The organism is Paenibacillus sp. 1-18, from assembly GCF_000520755.1.
Taxonomy (GTDB): domain Bacteria; phylum Bacillota; class Bacilli; order Paenibacillales; family Paenibacillaceae; genus Paenibacillus; species Paenibacillus brasilensis.
On sequence record NZ_ASSB01000301.1, the window covers coordinates 1 to 20,793 of the forward strand.

Sequence of the window (20,793 nt, forward strand, 5' to 3'; positions counted from 1 at the left end):
GTTGCCTACGTGTTACTCACCCGTCCGCCGCTAGGTCCATTAGAAGCAAGCTTCTAATGGACCCCGCTCGACTTGCATGTATTAGGCACGCCGCCAGCGTTCGTCCTGAGCCAGGATCAAACTCTCCAATAAAGACCAACCAAGGTTGGTTATAAAAAGAGCGATTAGCTCATTGAAACTGACGAGATAAAATATCTCAATGTTGATTTTGCGAACAAAATCATATTACTCACTCGTTGTTCAGTTTTCAAAGATCAAACCTGCATTATTGACTTACTTTTGTTCTCGCTTTGTTTCACCACCGCGTCTCAGCGGCGACTTAAATAATGTAACACATAACCTCATTTTTCGTCAAGCACTTTTTTAAAATTTATTTTTTTACTTCATTTTTTTGCTTGAATGCAACACACTTATCCTGCTTTAAACAGTTCTAAATTATTCATGCTGCTTCATGGGGCGAGTTATAACTTAGCACATATTTAATATACTCGTCAACCTAAATTGATAATTTATATGTTTTAAGCCACTTATAACTTTATCCAAATGAAAAAAAGGAAGAAAAGTCAGCTTAACGACCTTTCTTCCTGACAAAACTGATCTTGCTCAATCAAATAAGAGAGTAACGCAGTTCACGACGATGCGTGCGATCTATAAAGCCCCCAGCACTTGATTCCTTAATGAGTGAACGGTACACCAGTTTGCGAAGCACGACGGTAAGATCCAGTTGGAGATTTTTTAGCTCAGGATGATTAATGAGTTCATCTATAGACCAAGGCTCACGTCTGCTACCTAATATGCGGAATAGCGGGGAAGAGCACTCTTTCATTTTAGACATAACTGAAAATTCGCAAGCAAGCAGTACCAGTTCAATCCGCTGCTCCAAAGTTTCCATACTCAATGTGAGCTCGTTATACAGCTTATAGACTGTTCGATCCAACGGCTGTACCTGAAGCCATAAATGTACCTTCGGATAAATCCCCCGCTCAATGAGTTCAATTGAGGCCCAATGATCCAACGCCTTCAAGACACTTTGATACGCGTCAATGGTTCGACCTTCTCGCATTGCTCTCTTACCATGAACGTAATTGACCAGGAAGCGAGAAAACTCATGAAACCTCTTTTGCTCCCGCAGCGGTTCATTGAATTCGACAATTTCCTGTCTTAAAAGACGGACCCTGTCATCTCTCTCCCAAACGATACGTCCTTCCAGCAAATAATCTATAACGTTGGCATATTCACCAGCGATAATCCAGCCCTTCAAACAAGCAAGTGATACATGCAACACCTGACATCTTAATCCATCAATAAGTAAATGCTGTATGAACCTGGCTGGTGGCTGGCCTTCTCCAATAATTAGAATAAGTTCATCAAAGTCGTACAACATCGCTCCGTGAAAAAACTCTCCCGGTTTCCTGTACGAAATAACACCTATCGAATTTTTCTGCAACAATTCATCATACATCAAGTTTAATTTGGTTTGCTGCACTTCTCCCTCCATACCTGCAAGGCGGCTTAACCGCTAAATTTGGATATATGTGAACACTTCTACATAAAGAAACAACTTCCTTCTTCAATTGTATAATTTTTTATGCTTATTTACTTATTTCTTTTAAAGTCTCCCATGCGTTTTTATCTGCAAAGGACCGATTCCACACACCAATTCCTCCGAGTTTCAGGGATTTGGCAAGTTCCACTCTCGCCTCCAGAGACACCTGATCCTCCAGCCAAATCTTTTTGACCACACCGTCTTCAGTATATTCCACATAATTTTGACCTTCGGAAGCTCTGAATTTAGGCTTTAATTTAAACTTTTCTACGATGGCCGCTGCTGACTCCATGCCAAGTGATTTAGAGGTAACCTTAATCTTCCCTTTGTCAGGAGTCTCCGACCAAACACGGGTATATAACGGAATTCCCAACACTACTTTTTGCGACGGGACCTCGTCCTCCTGAAGAATTCGCTTCATTGACGCTTCCGTCCACGGCAGCGAGGCCACAGAACCTGCCTTGGGACTGGCAGCCCAATGTTCATCATACGCCATTACCATAAGGTAATCTGTAATACTCCCCAATGATTTTCGATCTAAAAAAGCAGACCACATCTCACTCTGAGATTTGGGCGTAACATCAACGGATAATATCAAATCATGTTCCCGAGCCATTGGCTTAAGCTCCCGCAAGAATTGGGTAACATTAGGGCCGTCCTTCGTATGAACATTTTCAAAATCAATATTAATGCCGTCCAGGTCATATTCTTGGGCATATGAAATCATCTGATCCACAATTGACTTTCGCCGTTCAAAGGTAGACAATGCTTCTGTCGTTAGTTCGGGATTAAAGCTGTTACTCAGTAAGCCCCATACCTCCATCCCCTGACGATGCGCCCAACTGACATAAGCCGAATCAGCCTTGCTTTCTACAGTACCCTCCTGATCAACGACACTGAACCATGTGGGACTCACTACATTGACCCCGGGCATAGGATCAAATGTAGAAGGATTGGGCTTACGATTATAGACAGCCTCCCAAGCTAGGTTAACTGGTCTACCCTCCCAATGCTTCTCCGAGATGGACAAAACGTCCTTAACTGAAGACACCGCAAGCTCTCCACCTTCAGAGACATTGTCTACCTTGACGTATCCTGCATAGCCATTATCCAATTGCACAAAATACCAATCGCCCTGTTTGGACCAAATCCGCACCTTCGTTTGCTGAGATATATCTGTCAAAATAAAAGATAGGCTAGAGGCATCTTTACGTAAAGCGATTTTATCATCCTGCCCCCCATCTTTCTTTTCTACACTTCCCAATTTGACCTTATCCCCGGCTCTCATCAGGATGACTGCACCTGTCACCGGATCTTCGTGAACGGACACACCATATACTTCACGAACAGCTTGTATCGGGATGTACAATTCACCGCTAATCACTTGCGGGGTTGCGGTCAGCGCATATGCTTTACCATTTAGCTCTCCTTGCGACTTCGAAACGTTCATATGGAGCAGGTTTTGTCTTGTCGCCAAAATGATGGTCTGGTTCTCATCCTCATACCGAATAGTAGGATCAATTTGATTTTGTACTAGCTTGAAGGGAATCAGCATATTCTTGCCGGAGTTCTGAGCCTCATACCCTGTTAACTTGCCCTGAATAAAAATAGGACGCACACTGCCTTGCCAATCGGGTTTCTCATGCAAGGGATTACCATACCTTACGACAGTAATTGTGCAGATGATCGCTGCAAACAATAACAAACCTGCCGCTCCTTTGAATCGTGAACGCTTACGACGACGTCTGGAATGATTTCTGACCAATATTGAACCTCCATTATATAAACTTTGGATTTCTGGATATTGTAAACTTGATAGATTACATAAAAAAGTGAGTTAAACAAAAAAACGCGGTAAATCCCCACTTATGGGGAATTCCTCACGTTTCCAATCCATTACAATATATGCATGCTCATCAAAAAGCTTCTATTCCTACGTTTGTTTGTTATTACAATCTTTGCATACTCCGTATAACTCCATACGGTGTCCACGTACCTCGAAGCCTGTCTCCAACGCGGCATGGCCTTCCACATCAGCCAAATAAGGATAACTGAAATCCTCAATTTTCCCGCATTTTTCGCAAATGATATGATAGTGCTCCGAAACATTGGCATCGTAACGACTGGCGTTATCTCCATAGGTCAACTCATGTACCATACCCGCTTCTATAAACATCTTTAAGTTATTATAAACCGTAGCCACACTCATGCTTGGAAACTTGGATTCGAGCGCTCGATATATTTCATCTGCGGTCGGATGCCCCATAGATTCCATCAAATAGTTTAATATGGCATGGCGCTGGGGTGTTATGCGTACACCTGTCTTCTTCAGAAGTTCCAAAGCATGCTGGACGCGTGCTGCCATATATGTCCACCGCCTTATCCCTTACTTACGATCCTATCCATGTATAATCCATCTATTTACAGCCCATCTAGACATACTCACATTGTACGGTCTACCGAAGTTTCTTGTCAACGCGCTGTAGTATCGCCGGATGTGTCTGTGGAGGTATCTGTAACAGAGGCTTCCGGTTCAACTAGAGAGCCTTCAGATGGATCAGGCACAGTCGGACTCCCAGCCCCATTTAAATCAGGCAACGTCGGCATTAGTAATCTTTTAATCATTAAATTACTGTTCCCCTCTACGTTGATCAAATATTTGCCTGTCCCGTTTTGGCCCGAAATACTTTTACTGTCTATCTTAAATGGAAACTCGGATTGCAGATTACCATAACTGCTGGAGCCCTCTAACTGAAAATCTCCGTTCGACGGAAGATCTAAAGCAATATCACCGACGGCGCTGTATATTTTCCAATCTCCACCCACCTGCTCGCTATGCACCTTGATCGCACCATTAAGCGAATTTGCATTCAGCTTGGCTGTAGAGTTCAGCACATTAATATCACCATTTTGCGTATCCGTCGTGATATCTCCTTTTGAGCGTGCGACTTGAACATCACCTACTACCGTGTACAGCGCCACAGCTCCTTCAATATCCCCTGCCTGCATGTCGCCACGGTTTGTTCGCATATCTACATCTCCGGTAATCCGGTGCAATTTAACCTGACCGTTCAGGGTGGACCCTTTGACATTCCCGATAGCATCATTGACGATGAGATTCCCATTACCGCTCTCAAGCCGGATGCTGTCGATGGCATCTACTCCGTTCAAGGTAATATTCCCGTTGGAGGTTCTGATCTGCATATTGAAGCGCCGATCCTCCGGTACTGTAATCAGCATATTCATACGGGGCTGGCGCTTGCTGGATGCTCCATATGACTGAACCTCCGGACGGATCTGAATGGTCTTGCCGTCGGTAGAAGTCAGTGAGGAAGCCTGTGCAATCTTGTCTGCTTCAGCGGCAGGTGCCTGATCCACCCACAGGGTCCCACGCACCTCTATATTGGACACAGGCCGTCTGATCAGCGTTATATCACCATTAACCGAATCAACCACTAAATCGGACGTCTGCATGGTTACAGGCACCAGCACACCGCCCATATCATATCGATTCTCTTTAGCCTGGCTAAAATCCATGGAGGCTGACGTCAGATTGAGACTGACCCGGTTCCACAGGTACATATAATGATTTTGTTGGGTCACGATAAAAACGGAGGCTGCTACTACCAAGGCAGAGAAAATCCCTTTAAGATCAGGTCTGAAACGCCTACCATTGTCAGACTTGCCCTCTTTGCGGTAGTATACACCAAAAAAAATAAGATACTCCAGTCCCCAAAGCACGAAAATTACGGGCCACCATACAAGGAGCTGAAGCATATATTCAGTATTTTGAAGCACATCTGCGATAAGCAGAACACCTACCGCTATCAACAGAAGCGAAGAGGTGTAGCGCCCGACTCTTATTTTACGGTGCACGCCAGCTTCACCCTCTTTCCTTCAACTTTTTCCTCTTATAAGATAGGACAATTTCCCGCAGAAAAATGAATAAACCGATCAGTATTAATAAAATGGCCAGCGCCAGGAACCCATAATCCTCAAAAAAAATGCTCAGCCAGCGAGGCTTCATGCGGAACAGAATCATAAGTCCACCTCCTGCTACCAGCAGTACGGCAAAAGCCAAGCCTCGCTCCCATGCATAAAAAGGACTACTTTGCTGACCTCTGGCATCCATTCGTGCATAACGATCTGGCTTACGGCGGTAACGAACCATGTAATCTGCTGATTGTAAGACGTCATATACATTGTAAAAATACAAACCAGGTATAAATAATCCAAGTAAAATAAGCAACGGGATGTTGATCCGCAAGCCATCGGAGGAAACATACAGCATCGCAAAAATATCTAACAGGAGCAATACAATAAATGTAAGCCCCCTTATAAATAACCCCAAAAACAGATGCCCTAGTCCAGGTATCAACACTGCCATCATAATGGCAATCACTTTGCGAAATCTAGCGTATTTTAGACGTTTCCCCTGTGAGGGTTGTTCCCGCTGTTCTGACCCTAGTAGACGCCGTGTCTCTCCAGACGGTAACGGTTGTTCCGAGTTCATGCCATCCTCCCCTTTGAATTCCATACGTGTTCCGTTGAAAATGTCTTCATAGTTAAATAGTACCCCAATCGGATTTAAGAGTAACTGGAAAATACGTGGTAACCCTTCATTCTACGGAAACTGCCGCTACATCTTCCCATTGTCGAAGCTCAGCTGCACTACGCACTGGATCAAAATCGTGGCGGGTCAATACTTCCAAGGACACTTCCATACTCTGCTGATTCGGGTGCTCATGAAAAGGCACATGCTCATGTTCCTTAATCGTTATTTTGCGTATTTCTACTTTTTCTTGTTCTAAATAATTCGAAATTTGCTCCAGTAATCCATGAGAGGACAATCCGTACAAAGTAATTAAATGACGTTTGCGTCCACTCATATACCGCAGTTCGATTTTGTTAAATACCCATAAATTCAAAAACACAAGCACCGTCGCTGCGATTGAAGGGAAATAAAAGCCTGCACCGACACCAAGACCAATGGCTGCCACGACCCAAATCGAAGCGGCAGTCGTTAAGCCGGTAATGGATTTGCCTGTAAACATAATGGTCCCCGCGCCCAAAAAGCCCACTCCAGTAATCACCGCTGTAGCCAAACGGGCTGGATCTATACGTACATTGGCTTCTTTAATAAAGTCGGCAAAGCCATAAATGGAGAGGAGCATAATCAGTGTCGAGCCAAGGCTGACCATGATATGAGTTCTCAAACCGGCAGCGTGATTGGAGCGTTCGCGTTCAAAGCCAATGAAACCTCCGAGAAGCATAGATAATAAAAGCCGTAAAATTATATGTGAATCGTCTATAATCCACGGATTATTCATTCGAGTCTCTCCTCCCGGTTGTGTGTGCTTCCCTCTCCGGGTGCGCGGTTTATGAGCATTATTCCACGTTATGCAGATGGTAGGTGGTTAATTCCACGCCGGGAGCAACCTCAGCCGCTGACACAGGACGAAAGCCATGTTTACGATAAAGTGCAACCGCGGGAGTATTTAAAGTTCCTGTGGAGACGATAAACAACGGTATATTATGATGTTCATTCAAAACATGTCTCATTAGGGAGTCCGCAATCCCTTTACGAAAATGATCCGGATGAACCATCATACGCGTAAAAGTAAGTGAACCGGGCGACTCAGACTGCACAGCCAGTGCGCCTAGCAGCTCCCCATCTTCCATCCAGCCATAAAAGGACTCTCCACAGCTTTTCAGCGTATCAAATGTATCCATGAGGGGCGGAATCTCGTCAAACCCAATTAGCTCCGCTTCCAGCCTATAAGCAAGGTGTTGCAGACGCCATATCTGGCTTACGATATCATCGTCTTTTAATGAACACAGGGTAACCATGCTGTTTTCCCTCCTAAAGGAAACTCATAATTTTTCTCATCGTCTATACAAAAAGAGGCCTGTCCCTTAAAGACAAGCCCCCCTGTCAAAACTATGCCATTAGCGATTCAGCACTTCAGTCAGCAATTTATTGGCGAGACCAGGGTTTGCTTTACCCTTGCTCTCCTTCATTACTTGACCAACCAGGAAGCCGATGGCCTTTTGCTTGCCGGCTTTGTAATCCTCCACCGATTGCGGGTTAGCCGCTACAACCTGTTCGACGATCGTCAGGACCGCACCCTCATCACTGATTTGCACAAGCCCTTTTTCTTCAACAATTTGCTGTGGAAGCTTATCACTCTCCAGCATTTCCTTGAAGACCGTTTTAGCGATTTTGCTATTAATCGTCCCCTTCTCCAGCAGTCCGATCATTTCACCCAAGCCCCGACCTGTCAGTTTAACCTGCGACAGCTCTACACCGGCACTATTCAAATAGCCGAGCAAATCCCCCATAATCCAGTTGGATACTGCTTTGGCATCCTTAGTATATTGAAGGCTATCCTCGAACAAATCAGCCAATGGCTTGGAGGACGTAATCACCTGTGCATCATACTCAGGCAATCCATATTCCGAAGTGTAGCGTGCTTTACGCTGGTCAGGCAGTTCAGGAATCGAAGCACGGATGCGCTCTTTCCATTCCTCATCAATATGCAGTGTAACAAGATCCGGGTCCGGGAAATAACGATAGTCATGCGCCTGTTCCTTGCCACGCATGGACAGGGTTTTACCTTGGGCCTCATCCCAACGACGTGTCTCCTGTACAATCGTTCCGCCTTCCTCCAGCGTCTGCTCCTGCCGGAACTGCTCATATTCCAGTCCGCGCTGTACGCCACGGAAGGAGTTCATGTTTTTCAGTTCCGCTTTGGTACCCAGCTCTTTTTGTCCACGTGGACGAAGACTGATGTTCGCGTCACAGCGAAGTGAGCCTTCTTCCATCTTCACATCGGATACATCACAATACTGCATGATGGCACGTATTTTTTCCAGATAAGCCTTGGCCTCTTCCGGCGAAGAGATTTCCGGCTCCGAAACGATTTCAACCAATGGTGTACCGACCCGGTTAAAATCAACCAGTGACGCATAACCGCCATCCACATGGGTTAATTTACCTGCGTCTTCTTCCAGATGCAGTCGAGTTATGCCGATACGTTTGGTCTCACCGTTCACCTCAATATCAATCCAGCCGTTCTCGCCGATGGGTTGATCGTATTGCGAGATTTGGTAAGCTTTCGGTGAATCGGGATAAAAATAGTTTTTGCGGTCAAACTTGCTCACATCAGCAATGGTACAATTGAGCGCCATCGCAGCTTTCATCGCATAATCGACGGCCTGACGGTTCAGTACCGGCAATACTCCTGGATGTCCGAGACATACTGGACATGTATGTGAGTTTGGCGGTGCTCCGAAGGATGTCGAGCATCCGCAAAATATTTTGGACTTCGTATGCAATTCCACATGGACTTCAAGTCCGATGACCGTCTCATACTTGGATGTAGTTGTAGACATGAATGGGTTCCCTCCTTTTCGGTAAATTACAGCTGTGGGCGCTGCTTGTGAAATTCGGTATTTTGTTCAAATGCATGCGCGACGCGCAGCACGGAAGACTCGTCAAAGGCTTTCCCGATAATTTGCAGTCCGACTGGCATGCCATCTGCAAAACCACAAGGAATGCTAATAGCTGGCACCCCGGCCAAACTCACCGGAATCGTCAAAATATCGTTCAAATACATCGTCAATGGATCATCCACCTGCGAACCGATTTTGAAAGCAGTTGTCGGCGCGGTAGGTCCGATAATAACATCATATTGCTCAAATACACGGTCAAAATCCTGTTTAATCAGCGTACGTACTTTTTGAGCTTTCAGGTAGTAAGCATCATAGTACCCGGAACTGAGCGCATAGGTCCCCAGCATAATCCGGCGCTTCACCTCAGGGCCAAAGCCCTGCGTACGGGACTGATGATATAGATCAAGCAGGTTGTCCGGATTGTCAGAACGCACACCGTAGCGCACGCCGTCAAAACGGGCCAGATTGGAGGACGCTTCGGATGAAGCCAACAGGTAATATGTAGCTACTGCATATTCTGTATGAGGGAGAGACACTTCTTCCCATACCGCACCCAGTCCTTCCAGCGTTTTCAGTGCATCCAGCACCTTTTCCTTGACCTGTGGATCAACGCCCTCACCAAGGTACTCCTTGGGTACAGCAATGCGAAGTCCTTTTACATCTCCGGTCAAAGCGTTCAAATAATCAGGAACGTCAACCTTCGCAGAAGTAGAGTCCTTCTGATCGTAGCCTGCAATAGCCTGCAGGACATACGCCGAATCTTGAACATTTTTGGTGATAGGTCCAATTTGATCCAAAGAGGAGGCGAAGGCCACCAATCCATAACGTGATACCAGGCCATAGGTTGGCTTCAGACCAACTACACCGCAATAAGAAGCGGGCTGGCGAATGGAACCGCCTGTATCGGAGCCGAGAGTGAAATAAGCCTCACCCGCTGCTACAGCCGCCGCCGAACCGCCACTGGAACCGCCGGGTACACGCTCCAGATCCCATGGGTTACGGGCCGGGAAAAAGCTGGAGTTTTCGTTAGAGCCACCCATCGCGAATTCATCCATATTCATTTTACCGAGTGTCACGGTTTGGGCTGCTCGTAATTTGTCGACAACCGTGGCATTGTACACAGGATTAAAATTTTTCAAAAACTGACTGCCGCATGTTGTACGCAGCCCTTCCGTCACGATATTATCCTTAATACCGACTGGCAGGCCAAACAATAACCCGCGTTCCTCTCCCGAAACCAGCTGATCATCCAGCTGACGTGCGGATGCACGGGCCTGCTCCTCGTCAACGGTGATGTAAGCCCTGATCTTGTCTTCCCGCGCACCAATCGTCTCCAGAGCGTGTCCTACCAGGTCACTCACAGAAATTTCCTTTTGATGCAGCTTGTTATGTATTTCCGGCAATGTGTTATTGAACAAGCTCAATTTGCATCCTCCTTTCAAATGTAAAATTTATTCCAAAACAGCAGGAACTTTAAACTGTCCGTCTTCTTCTTCAGGTGCATTGCGCATGACCTGCTCCAGTGTCAAACTGTCGCGAACTTCGTCGTCCCGCATGACATTGCTGACGTGCAGTACATGAGTGGTCGGCTTTACCTGCTCCGTATCCAGCTCATTCAATTTCTCCGCATAATGGAGAATGGCGTTCAATTGCCCTGTCATCGTTTCTTCTTCGGCCGCGGTCAGATTCAACCGGGACAGCTTGGCTACGTGACGGACATCTTCCGTAGAAATGTTCATACAAAACCCTCCTCATGTATATCAAAAAATGCTGCACCGAACTTTGAAATAACGTTTTTAATTATAGGATAGAACCTTTTACAATTCAATCTTTGGCGCGGTACAGAAGCAAACCGTACATCAATAAGGCAAATGTTGCTAAAAGGATATAAAAAAAGCACCTCTCGGTGCCTTTCGCGAAAACTATAGGAACGAGATCGTGCATTATATATTCCTAAAAAGAGTCGGCAGTAGCCGACTCCTATATCCAAGCACGTAAATTGACTTGTTTGATAAAATCAGCCTGTGACAACAATTCTGCCGCGGTTTCTTCTTCCTCAGCCTCTACTGAATCAAGACCACCGTTCATCACATGTTTGAACAGTTTCTCATTATGAGTAGCAAGGGCGTAATCTATCAGCGCTTCACGCTCAATCCGCTCGGCTTCCAGCTTCAGAATACTTTCTTCTAGCTCGATGTCCCCCGATGGTACAAAAAAGTTGCGGTTCACCTTCGGGACGCGAATGACATAGTCAAAAGCATTGTCCGCATTACGATCGTAAGCAATGATATAACCGTGTTCGCCCACAGGAAGATTCTGCTCAAAAGCATCCGCGACGATCATAATTCTAGCTCCTAAATGATGCATCGTTAGCCCCCCCGTTTGTCTGAACTTATCTGCTAAGTCTACTAAAAAATAAGTAGCTTGTCTATATCATCTGTGCTTCTTAAAATTGACCGTCTCCACGTCCCTGCCTGTGCTCATTCAGCCTTACATGCCAGTTTTGTGTATGGGTGCAGGCCCGTCTTGTTATCTTCTTCCACGTTATGACCTTCGGTTCAGAGCCTACCCCGGAAGCTTCATCTTCTATTATATTAGAAAAACGGAGCCTACCTCCACGTTCACGCTGTAACCCATATATATGTTTTCTTTTCATTCTTGCTCCCCCCTTGTGATCTGACGGCCTCATGCCTCTTTATCCTCTTATGGGCAAAAAAAAGAACGCAAACCGGGATTCATCCACAGCTTGCGTGCTTCGCGAGTTTAGTATGTAACTTCAATAAATTTATGTTAACAAAAATAAAAACCTTTGTCTATACATAATTTATAATTTGTTGTCGAAAAGGGGCAAAACCTGTCACACCTTTGGTTCTGCCCCAATTCAAACATTCGTACATTTTACCGGATATACGGATTATTGGCTTTTTCATAACCAATAGATGTTTTGGGCCCGTGACCAGAATACACTGTAACATCATCTCCAAGCGGGAACAATTTGTTCTGAATCGAATCATACAAGTCTCGTTCCCGACCGCCAGGCAGATCCGTACGCCCGACGCCTTGACGGAATAGCACATCCCCGGAAAAAAGATCCTTGCCGCACAAAAAGCTCACACTACCAGGTGAATGCCCCGGTGTATGGAGCACCTTGAATGTATGTCCGATCAGGTTCAATTGCTGACCTTCCGCCAAATCATATTCGGCAGGCTCCATCGAGATCGGTGGCGATGCCTCCGGCCACATCAAGGAGCCATTCAGCTTGGGAGATGTCAGCCAGTCTTGCTCCAAGGCGTGCAGGTAAACCGGACACCCTTTGGCATTGCGAATCGCCTCAACCCCACCGATATGGTCAAAATGGGCGTGAGTCAGCAAGATCGCCTCAATGGTCAGCGGTTCAATAGCTTTCAGCAAAGGGCCGGGGTTCATCCCCGGATCAATAATAATGGCACGCTGCGGATCATCCCCTTGAAGCAAATAAGCATTCGTTTGGAGTGGGCCGAGATTAAAGCTGCGAATGGATAACGTCATGAGTTAAAATCCCGAGATCAGCTCGCGCAATTCCTGAACAATCACAGGATGAACCTCGGTTCCCTCCCCATATTTCACAGCCATTTCTTGACGGGCCACCGCAATTTTCTCTTGATAATCATCGGCTTCCCGATCCGGATTTTCACGTTTGAACTCGGTCATGATTTGTTGAACATGTGCAGGGCGTGGTCCCCAATGACCCAGTACGTGGCCCCCTGTATCGGCAAAAATTACAATCGGCACTGCACGTCCACCCATGGTCAGGAAGTCGTCCATTAACGCCTGATGATTTTCCAAAATCAATACTTCGGTCGGAATACCGCTATTCTCCAACGCACGGAATACAACTGGCACGTTGCGTACCACGTCGCCACACCAGTCGGCAGCCAAAATAAGTACACGCAGATCATCCCGATGGTTCAAGCTTTCAAAATACTCCCGATCCTCTTCGCTATTCCAGACAAACTGGTCGTACCCGGAGCGGAAAGCTTCCTTGTTTTTTTCCATTCCCTCCATAAACTGCTCAGGGCTCAAGCCCTTTCCGAAATATTGCGATACGTTAGTACGGCTCATGTTATACACTTCCTTTTTTGTTTTTGGACATAATCCATTTAATTACAAAATAAATGATCAAGAGCGCAAGAGCAACCAGCAAAATCGGTTTGATGTAAGGTGCAGCCACCTCATCAATTTGCTCCCATTTGTCTCCCAGCAGCATACCTAAATAAATAAACAGAACAGACCAAGGTATAATCGCCAGCGTCGTCAAAATAATAAAGCGCCATACGTTCATTCGAGCAAGCCCGGCAGGGATTGAGATTGCGTGACGCACAACAGGGATAAAGCGAGCTGTGAAAATGACCCCTGTGCCGTATTTGTTAAACCATGCTTCAGCGTGGTCGACATGACTCTTTTTGATAAGTATGTATTTACCGTATTTATCCAATACCGGCCTGCCACCATAACGTCCAATCCAATAAATAAACAACTGAGCCAGCAACCCACCAATGGTTCCAAACACGACCGCGCCTATAAAATTAATATGACCCGAGGATACTAAGAAACCACCATACGCGAGAACAATTTCACTCGGAATGACCTCAACCATCAATCCGAGCATAATACCAAAATATCCAAGACTACGAATAATCTCAAACAAATAATTAATGACACCAGATATATAATCCATCTCTCTGCCCACTCCCTGCCTTCTTTGCTCTATTTTCATTAGTTTATCACAGCGGCTGAACAAGTCGCCACTTCGCTCAAACAGGGAGTCAGTGACCCCTGGCCTTCTGTCCGCATAAGCTATGGGAGAGAGGAGGGGGTACGATATGCCTCCCGGCAAATTTCCTAAACATGACAATCCACAATCCCGTTTGCCCACGGCCCGTGGTATCAGGCGCGCATGCAGCAAGGAGCTATATCGAGCGCGCAAGCGTCTGCCTGTTCATATTGCTCCCGATCTGGTCAAGCAGGGCGAGGAGCTGTACTGTCGCAAGGTCATCGGACACCTTATCTGGATTGCGGAAAACCGCAGCAACCGCAAACTACTGTGCGACTGGTGGGACGAAGATGTGAGCGAGGAGCTCGCGACATTATGGAAGGTGGACCGCGACGCTTTATGCACTGCTTTCAGAAGTGCCTACGGCGGGTAGAAGGAAGCTCCCTACGCACGAGTACGTGGAGCAAGGTGAACCACCTGTGCTCTGTGGCTGCAAACTGCAAGCTGTGAACTACAAAAAAAAGTGGAGCCGCTCCGTAGTGGCCCCACTTTTACTATATTTCTAACGATGTGTCTGCGTCTTCCCTGCTCCCTCGGGAAGCAAATCTGCACAAGCGCGCTCCAAGTATGGATCAGCATGAATAAAATCCCGAAATGCCGTGTATTCACGCCATAGAACGGATTTCTCTCCCGCTTGGCCTTTGACGGCACGAATCAGAATATTTTTAGGTGTGTGCTCCATGTCGATAAATTCCAGCAGCTGTGTCCGATATCCCATCATATCCAGCAGCTTAGCCCGGATTCCATCCGTTGCCAGTGCAGAAAAACGCTCCTTCAGAATACCATGAGAAAGCAATGGCTCCAGCACGGGACTTTCTAGCTGGTCAAACAGCTCATGCTGGCAGCATGGAACCGATAAAATGACGGACGCTCCCCAGCGCACGGCCTTTTCCAGCGCAGCATCCGTGGCTGTATCGCAGGCATGCAAGGTAACGACCATATCCACCTGCTCCAGTTCGTTATAATCTGCGATATCACCGACCAGAAACTCCAATTGGCGGTATTGCAGCTTTTGCGCCAGAAGGTTACAGGTTTCAATGACATCTGCCTTCAAATCCAAGCCGACGATCTGCAAAGGTCGTTTTTGCTGTACAGCCAAGTAGTGATACAAGGCAAAGGTCAAATACGATTTGCCACAGCCAAAATCCACAATCGTCAAGGGACGGCCTACGGGAAGGCTAGGCAGTACATCCTGCACCATTTCAAGAAAACGGTTGATTTGACGAAACTTATCGTACTTGCGAGCCAGTACCTTGCCATCCTCATTCATAATTCCAAGCTCAATCAGGAACGGGATTCGTTCCCCTTCCTCCAGCACGTATTGCTTTTTACGATTATGAGACAGATCGGCTTTACTTTTACTTGGTGATTTTGTCAGAATGGAAACTTTATATTTTTTACTGATCAGCACCTGATAATCCGCATTCTTGGCACATAAAAGTCCTTGACGGAACGTATCCTCAAACAAGGCGGTCATGCGCTCATTAGCTTCGTCAGGGGTTAGGTTTTCATGAATGACTTTGTTGCTGTAATGAAAAGCAAACTGGTAATGCAGCTTGTTTTTCAATTCCACAGGCTTGATGTGTACTTTAGTAAAGGAAGCATCCTCTCGTTTGCGAAGCTGACTTAGCGTCGCGGTTATAAGAGAGCCTCCTGTGGTCAATTGGTATATAAGTTCACGCAGTGAATCCAAAAGGTACATCTCACTTTCTTTCATGTAATTGGGTGATCTCGGCCAAACCCTCGGTGACTTCCTGGCGTGAAATTCCACCCCGCTCCAGTTCCGCATTGGTCTTATCCAGCAATTGGCTGTAAAATGACTTTGCTTCCGATAGCAGCTCTGGCTGCTCCCATGCCAGTCCGAACCAAACATCAGCAGCTTCGTCCAGCCTGTCCTCACGCTCATAATAAGCAGCCAACAGCTTGCTGGTTTCAGGGGGAAGCTCATATTCGCGCACCAGATTCACGATACACGCAATCCGTTCAGGCAAGACCTGTAGCTCACGAGCTGCGCCGTGCGAATCGCTGTACAAATATAGATGAAGAGATTTCATCAGAATTCGTATTCCCTCGTCTGTTCTGTCGGTTTCCAGGTAAATCACGGCTTCTTCTTCCAAAATACGAGCCACCTGCTGAAGCTTATCCGCTTCAATTCCAGGGCCCAATCGGAAAAGCTCAATCATTTGCTCCGGCGGTAATCGTCTGAGCAAATCTGAACGAAGACGAAACTGCTTGTTGAGCAGATCATCTAGTTGCTTCAGCGCTTCGATATGTTTATTTTCACGCCTTAGACCGAGCACCGTTGCTACTGCGGATGTCAATTCTTCCATCATACTGAGCAAATAATCTTTTCTAAACAAGCCGTTCCCTTCCTTTCATCCCGATGCCTAGACAACCAGGAACCCTGTTCCTTCTGATTGTAAGACATCCTTCTCCAAAAGCCAAATACCGCCGCCATATAGAAATGCCACTTATAACATTCACATTCCGTTTTCACCATCAATGATCCGGCATCAGAATGCACACGTATGGAATGTTACATCCAATAGTACAATGCTTTGTAGCCGATCAAGTGACTGGCGGATGACGAGTGTTTTAAAAATTTAATATTGCTTCTCCATTAGTCTTATGCTATTTTTGTTTCATGCGAAACAAAAATAAAACATTAAATACAATTAATCAACACAGTAATTTTAAAATTTATTTCCACTGAAACAAAATTGCTGTTGATATTTTATCGGGGAAAGGATGATGGAGTATGGGTAAACAATTCAGTTCGATATTACCGGAGCATAAAGAGTTCATACAGCGACAGCATATGTTCTTTGTAGGATCAGCACCGCTATCCAAGACAGGGCACGTTAATCTTTCCCCCAAGGGATATGATTCCTTTCGGATTTTGTCAGACCATGAGGTAGCCTATCTCGACTTGTCGGGAAGCGGCAACGAGACAAGTGCGCACCTTATAGAAAATGGGCGGGTAACTATTATGTTCTGCGCATTTGAGGGCGAGCCCTCTGTATTAAGGCTCTACGGTACTGGCACAGTCGTGCTGCCCGATACAGAGCGGTGGAATGAGCTGTATCCTCTCTTTGACCCGCTTCCTGGAGCAAGACAAATCATTGTCATTGACGTTCACATGGTGCAGGATTCATGCGGTTTTGCGGTCCCCTTCATGACATTTACGAGCGAACGGGAAAAACTAAAGGACGTGTGCATTCAGATGGGTGAAAAAGGAATTAAAAAATATGCATACGAGAAAAATTTAGAAAGTATTGACGGTTTGCCGACGGCGTTTGCCTTGAACAAAAGCAGTATGAATTGAACGCCTGGCAGTAATCAGAAAACCGAGTCTATAGTTACCGCGGCTAAAGAAATTTGCAGCACAAAAAACCTGAACCATCAATTTATCAATTCAAATGGTTCAGGTTTTTGAGTTCTTCTTCAGGCTTACCTTTTCAAATTGTGTTCCAAAAATGACAAGATAGCATCAGCTAATAATTCAGGTGCTTCAAACAGGCTCATATGACCAACTTTCGGTATGGTAACCTGAGTTACCCCTGGCCGATCCGTTGTAAACGTGCGGGCTGGTGGAACTGCATGATCCTGCTCACCCGCCACTAAAAGGGCTGGCAAGGCAGAGGCCGACAGCACATCTAGGCGGTCAGGACGCTCACGCATAGCCAGCGAGGTTCCTACAGCCCCTTGCGGCGGCGTTTTATAGCCAATTTCTTTGGCTTTAAGGAGCTGTCCGGGCATAGAATCCACATGGTCTGGAGCAAACAGCCCAGGTACGAGCCCGTCTACAAAGCTCGTAATCCCCTCTGTTTGAATGGTGGATACAGCCTTGTTCCGCTTTTCTTTACCTTCCTCGGTATCCGCATAAGCAGTTGAGTGAATTAGCCCAAAGGCTGTAAGACGCTCCGCATATCTCTGTACTGCAGAAAGCGTCAAATAGCCCCCTAAGGAGTGACCGAACCAGGCAGCCTGCGGGATGTCCAGCTGCTCTTGAAGTTTAAGTACATCGTTTGCCATTTGATCAATGGTATAGGCCCCGAGCGGAGCATCGCTGCGTCCATGTCCACGCAGATCCGGAACAATACAGCGATAGCTTTGGGATAGCAAGGGAACAACTTCATCCCAATAGGAGGAGCTTCCGCAAAATCCGTGCAGCAGAATGATCGGCTCTCCTTTCCCCTGTTCGGCATAGCAGATCGTCGTTCCTTCGCACAATATATTTTTCATGTGAAACCCTTCCTTCTCTATATATAATCTATTGGAGCTGAATGATTAGTAAGTAGAACATGCTGATGTATATTATTAAGCAGAGCATCAATATCTGAAACGGTAGCCATCTGGAAAATCTGGCGTTGCCGCTCTTAGTCCAAATCCAGCGGCCGCAGCGTTAGCAATATGTGCAGCCATCGTCATGACGAGGTGGAGTGACGTCATTTGCAAGGTCCAGTAGGGCTTGGGGCTGCGCTCGTTTACAATAGCTGCAACGCTGTAATGTCCAACAGACGGCAGGGCCAGTCCAACGGAGCGGGCCGGAGTCAACGGCTCGCGTGCAGTAAGAAACATCCCCGTCGATCCCTGTTGTCCAAGACAAGCGTCTATGGCGATGACGTGATGATCCTGGGGAATACGCTCCAGATACGAAACCAGATGATCCGCGTCACACGGCTTTGTCAATGTGCCAATTACGTGTGGAAACCCCTGCTCCTTGAGCATGGTACCGACCAACGGCCCCAGCGAGTCACCTGATGAACGATCCGTACCGATACAAACAAAGGTCAACTTATCTATAGTATGCTGATCATGAATTTTCCGAAAAAACGGTAAAAGTCCCTCACGATCTGTTTTTTCTACATTACGATCTAAGGGGGAGCGACCAGATGCGGAAGCTCGATTATACAAAGACACCTTTGTCCATCCTCCTTGATTCTGTTGTTTTATCGGCATTCTGGCTTTCAGTACATTCTACAACAAAAACATGATACAATACAGGCAACTTCCCCTGTTATGAAAGGATGGAACATTAACAATGGATTTGTCTGTACCGTCTCATGCCAACATTGAGTATATGATTGAAGGTATTAAAACCAAGCTTCGTATGGCGAGTGGAGCTGCTATGCAAGCGTCTGCTTTCTCACTGGAGCAATATGAGGACATCTACGATGTCTATGATATGGTGATAAGCAAACCTAACCTGAGTATCTCAGAGGTAGAAGCCGTCGTCTCTGAACTGGGCAGATTGCGCAAGCCCTCCTGATCGCCCATACGACAGGGCGTTTAATGCCCTATGACCTATCTTTTTTGGCAACACTGATGATGTGCTCATAAATAAAGCTCGTATCTCCGGTCGCAGCAACAGAAGCGCAGCGGAATACGAGCTTTATTTTTATTATTTAATATATATATTTTTCCATTATTTCAATTCTATTGTAGAGGTCTCGCTATGAATCCATCCGGAACCTCAGTCAATTTTGCTTTCAAGCTCATGATTAGTTAAGTTTATAGTACAACATGATCAATCTATCAACTTGCCATAAGGAGGGAGATTGGCTATATATGCTACCTCAAAAGTCTCAATCATTCCGTTTCCTGCCAAGTTATTTACGCCGCAGTCTGTATGCGTCTATCGTCATGATTGTTATTTTGCTTCTCATCGCCTACTCCATCCGATGGATCGGCACAGCTCCCTTTTTACATTGGGATGAACGTATTCAAAGTTTGATTTTTCCACAGATGACAACTCCTAATTACAGCTTGCTCCCTGTTGCTATATTCATTACATCCTTCGGTTCATTCCGTATATCGTTGCTCGTTGCCCTCGGCGTTGCATTCTTGTGCCGGGTATATATTCGGTTAAAGGCTTATTCCTTTGCAGTCATAGGCAGCTTTACGGCGATGTGGGGACTGAATACGCTCATCAAAGAAATTTTGCAGCGAGAGCGCCCGGCACTTCAACATTTGGTAGAAGCCGGAGGTTACAGCTTTCCCAGTGGACATGCCATGATCTCCATGGGATTTTACGGAACTATATTTGCCATTTGGGCCATAGAACGACAAATTCGTAACCGTTCACTCTTCCTTCCATGTTTCCTTGGTTCACTACTCATTCTCTTGATTGGGCTAAGCCGTGTATATTTGGGGGTTCACTTTCCGACCGACATTGCGGGTGGCTATCTGGCAGGAATCATTTGGCTGATGTTTACCGTTCCTGTGCTTTACTGCCGAGCGTGTTTACGACCTTCTTCCACTCCTCCCCTGTAGGCGAAGCCGGATGGCTTGTTGTTTCACTCAAGGTCCCTGCGTTTATATACGAAGTAAGCATGACAAAGCAGCACACGAAGCTTTCGCATTATCAAAAGCATTGTGTTTCTGTGAGACTGAGGGATAAGGGAGGCGATCCTTGTGTGGGGAATTGTACTAAGTATTATCATGGCTATTATTATCGGATTAATAGGCGACGCGCTGGCTGGACATGAAATGCCAGGCGGCGTTGCAGGCTCCATGATTGCCGGATTTGTAGGAGCTTGGCTCGGTGTTACCCTATTGGGAAGCTGGGGTCCGGTCATTGGTGATTTTGCAGTCATTCCCGCCATACTCGGAACCGCATTGTTCGTGTTCCTGCTTGGACTTGTGTCCAGGCTATTAAGAAGGGCTACTTAATATTTATATATATTTTTTCACGTCTGTTGATTAACCAGAATAAGTAATTTAATTAATAGAAGCAGAGACACGCTTAAGAAGAACATGCTGAATCTGGATCATCCATTCCACCGGTAGATTTTGCAGAAGAAAAAGACGAGAAAATCGAGCAAAGGAAAGAATGGCATGTTGGGGCCACGTCCCTTGAGCGGTATCAAATAACCATTTAAGCAGGACATAAACGATGAGCGCACAAAAGAGTTGCCCATAGACCGCATTTTCGGTTGTCCCAAACAGCGTTGGAATATTCAAATGTTGCTTGATC

Annotated in this window: 24 protein-coding genes, 1 rRNA gene and 1 pseudogene; 5 read left to right on the forward strand and 21 right to left on the reverse strand. The window is 46.1% G+C overall.

Annotated elements, in window-relative coordinates:
- The 16 genes from L693_RS0118885 to L693_RS0118960 all read right to left on the reverse strand — a co-directional run.
- A 16S ribosomal RNA gene (locus L693_RS0118885) occupies nt 1–132 on the reverse strand; the annotation flags it as partial.
- A gap of 475 nt (nt 133–607) precedes the next feature.
- Complete coding sequence (locus tag L693_RS0118890) at nt 608–1,486, reverse strand: nucleotidyltransferase-like protein (RefSeq protein ID WP_025719069.1); 879 nt, start codon at nt 1,484–1,486, stop codon at nt 608–610.
- Between the two features lie 106 nt (nt 1,487–1,592).
- On the reverse strand, nt 1,593–3,311 hold the full coding sequence (locus L693_RS0118895; RefSeq protein WP_025719071.1) for a glycosyl hydrolase family 18 protein: 1,719 nt from the start codon (nt 3,309–3,311) through the stop codon (nt 1,593–1,595).
- A 168-nt stretch (nt 3,312–3,479) separates the two neighbouring features.
- The gene (gene perR / locus L693_RS0118900; RefSeq protein WP_025719072.1) at nt 3,480–3,911 is read right to left on the reverse strand and encodes a peroxide-responsive transcriptional repressor PerR; all 432 of its coding nucleotides are present in this window, start codon (nt 3,909–3,911) and stop codon (nt 3,480–3,482) included.
- A 107-nt stretch (nt 3,912–4,018) separates the two neighbouring features.
- Nucleotides 4,019–5,422, reverse strand: coding sequence for a DUF4097 family beta strand repeat-containing protein (locus L693_RS0118905; RefSeq protein WP_025719073.1), 1,404 nt, complete (start codon nt 5,420–5,422; stop codon nt 4,019–4,021).
- 7 nt (nt 5,423–5,429) lie between these two features.
- Entirely contained in the window at nt 5,430–6,083 is a 654-nt protein-coding gene (locus L693_RS0118910; protein ID WP_025719074.1) for a hypothetical protein, read from the reverse strand.
- Between the two features lie 82 nt (nt 6,084–6,165).
- The gene (locus tag L693_RS0118915) at nt 6,166–6,876 is read right to left on the reverse strand and encodes an MgtC/SapB family protein (protein WP_025719076.1); all 711 of its coding nucleotides are present in this window, start codon (nt 6,874–6,876) and stop codon (nt 6,166–6,168) included.
- Between the two features lie 58 nt (nt 6,877–6,934).
- Nucleotides 6,935–7,396, reverse strand: a complete 462-nt coding sequence (locus tag L693_RS0118920; RefSeq protein WP_025719078.1) for a GNAT family N-acetyltransferase — start codon at nt 7,394–7,396, stop codon at nt 6,935–6,937.
- Between the two features lie 99 nt (nt 7,397–7,495).
- Nucleotides 7,496–8,941 (reverse strand): Asp-tRNA(Asn)/Glu-tRNA(Gln) amidotransferase subunit GatB, encoded by a 1,446-nt coding sequence (gene gatB, locus L693_RS0118925; RefSeq protein ID WP_025719080.1) that lies wholly within the window; start codon nt 8,939–8,941, stop codon nt 7,496–7,498.
- 26 nt (nt 8,942–8,967) lie between these two features.
- The gene (gene gatA / locus L693_RS0118930) at nt 8,968–10,425 is read right to left on the reverse strand and encodes an Asp-tRNA(Asn)/Glu-tRNA(Gln) amidotransferase subunit GatA (protein ID WP_025719082.1); all 1,458 of its coding nucleotides are present in this window, start codon (nt 10,423–10,425) and stop codon (nt 8,968–8,970) included.
- Between the two features lie 27 nt (nt 10,426–10,452).
- Complete coding sequence (gatC, locus tag L693_RS0118935) at nt 10,453–10,740, reverse strand: Asp-tRNA(Asn)/Glu-tRNA(Gln) amidotransferase subunit GatC (protein WP_025719083.1); 288 nt, start codon at nt 10,738–10,740, stop codon at nt 10,453–10,455.
- A gap of 241 nt (nt 10,741–10,981) precedes the next feature.
- A complete protein-coding gene (locus L693_RS0118940) occupies nt 10,982–11,368 on the reverse strand; it encodes a hypothetical protein (RefSeq protein WP_025719085.1) in 387 nt (128 codons plus the stop codon).
- Between the two features lie 79 nt (nt 11,369–11,447).
- Nucleotides 11,448–11,657 (reverse strand): hypothetical protein, encoded by a 210-nt coding sequence (locus tag L693_RS0118945; protein ID WP_025719086.1) that lies wholly within the window; start codon nt 11,655–11,657, stop codon nt 11,448–11,450.
- 242 nt (nt 11,658–11,899) lie between these two features.
- Complete coding sequence (locus L693_RS0118950) at nt 11,900–12,529, reverse strand: MBL fold metallo-hydrolase (protein ID WP_025719088.1); 630 nt, start codon at nt 12,527–12,529, stop codon at nt 11,900–11,902.
- A 3-nt stretch (nt 12,530–12,532) separates the two neighbouring features.
- Nucleotides 12,533–13,102: a thioredoxin family protein gene (locus tag L693_RS0118955; protein ID WP_025719089.1), complete on the reverse strand. Its 570-nt coding sequence runs from the start codon at nt 13,100–13,102 to the stop codon at nt 12,533–12,535.
- 1 nt (nt 13,103) lies between these two features.
- Nucleotides 13,104–13,718 (reverse strand): DedA family protein, encoded by a 615-nt coding sequence (locus tag L693_RS0118960; protein WP_025719090.1) that lies wholly within the window; start codon nt 13,716–13,718, stop codon nt 13,104–13,106.
- 145 nt (nt 13,719–13,863) lie between these two features.
- Between L693_RS0118960 and L693_RS0118965 the strand changes: the two genes are divergently transcribed.
- A complete protein-coding gene (locus L693_RS0118965; protein WP_025719092.1) occupies nt 13,864–14,187 on the forward strand; it encodes a hypothetical protein in 324 nt (107 codons plus the stop codon).
- A gap of 129 nt (nt 14,188–14,316) precedes the next feature.
- On the opposite strand, the gene L693_RS0118970 is transcribed toward L693_RS0118965, so the two are convergent.
- Complete coding sequence (locus L693_RS0118970; protein ID WP_025719093.1) at nt 14,317–15,531, reverse strand: class I SAM-dependent methyltransferase; 1,215 nt, start codon at nt 15,529–15,531, stop codon at nt 14,317–14,319.
- The gene (locus tag L693_RS0118975) at nt 15,518–16,174 is read right to left on the reverse strand and encodes a DUF6483 family protein (protein WP_025719095.1); all 657 of its coding nucleotides are present in this window, start codon (nt 16,172–16,174) and stop codon (nt 15,518–15,520) included. Before L693_RS0118975 ends, L693_RS0118970 begins: the two co-directional genes overlap by 14 nt.
- A gap of 398 nt (nt 16,175–16,572) precedes the next feature.
- Here L693_RS0118975 and L693_RS0118980 point away from each other — a divergent pair, with 398 nt between their 5' ends.
- On the forward strand, nt 16,573–17,139 hold the full coding sequence (locus tag L693_RS0118980) for a pyridoxamine 5'-phosphate oxidase family protein (protein WP_025719096.1): 567 nt from the start codon (nt 16,573–16,575) through the stop codon (nt 17,137–17,139).
- 125 nt (nt 17,140–17,264) lie between these two features.
- Here L693_RS0118980 and L693_RS0118985 read toward each other — a convergent pair whose 3' ends face one another.
- Entirely contained in the window at nt 17,265–18,059 is a 795-nt protein-coding gene (locus L693_RS0118985; protein WP_025719097.1) for an alpha/beta fold hydrolase, read from the reverse strand.
- 87 nt (nt 18,060–18,146) lie between these two features.
- Nucleotides 18,147–18,737 (reverse strand): spore protease YyaC, encoded by a 591-nt coding sequence (gene yyaC / locus L693_RS0118990; protein WP_049825217.1) that lies wholly within the window; start codon nt 18,735–18,737, stop codon nt 18,147–18,149.
- A gap of 121 nt (nt 18,738–18,858) precedes the next feature.
- Here yyaC and L693_RS0118995 point away from each other — a divergent pair, with 121 nt between their 5' ends.
- The 3 genes from L693_RS0118995 to L693_RS0119005 all read left to right on the forward strand — a co-directional run bounded on the left by L693_RS0118995 (nt 18,859) and on the right by L693_RS0119005 (nt 20,489).
- Complete coding sequence (locus L693_RS0118995; RefSeq protein ID WP_025719098.1) at nt 18,859–19,086, forward strand: DUF1128 domain-containing protein; 228 nt, start codon at nt 18,859–18,861, stop codon at nt 19,084–19,086.
- Between the two features lie 299 nt (nt 19,087–19,385).
- A complete protein-coding gene (locus tag L693_RS0119000) occupies nt 19,386–20,090 on the forward strand; it encodes a phosphatase PAP2 family protein (RefSeq protein ID WP_025719100.1) in 705 nt (234 codons plus the stop codon).
- 141 nt (nt 20,091–20,231) lie between these two features.
- On the forward strand, nt 20,232–20,489 hold the full coding sequence (locus tag L693_RS0119005) for a GlsB/YeaQ/YmgE family stress response membrane protein (protein WP_025719102.1): 258 nt from the start codon (nt 20,232–20,234) through the stop codon (nt 20,487–20,489).
- Nucleotides 20,490–20,537: 48 nt separating this feature from the next.
- On the opposite strand, the pseudogene L693_RS28295 reads toward L693_RS0119005, so the two are convergent.
- Nucleotides 20,538–20,793 (reverse strand): annotated as a pseudogene (locus L693_RS28295) (IS4 family transposase); the annotation flags it as partial.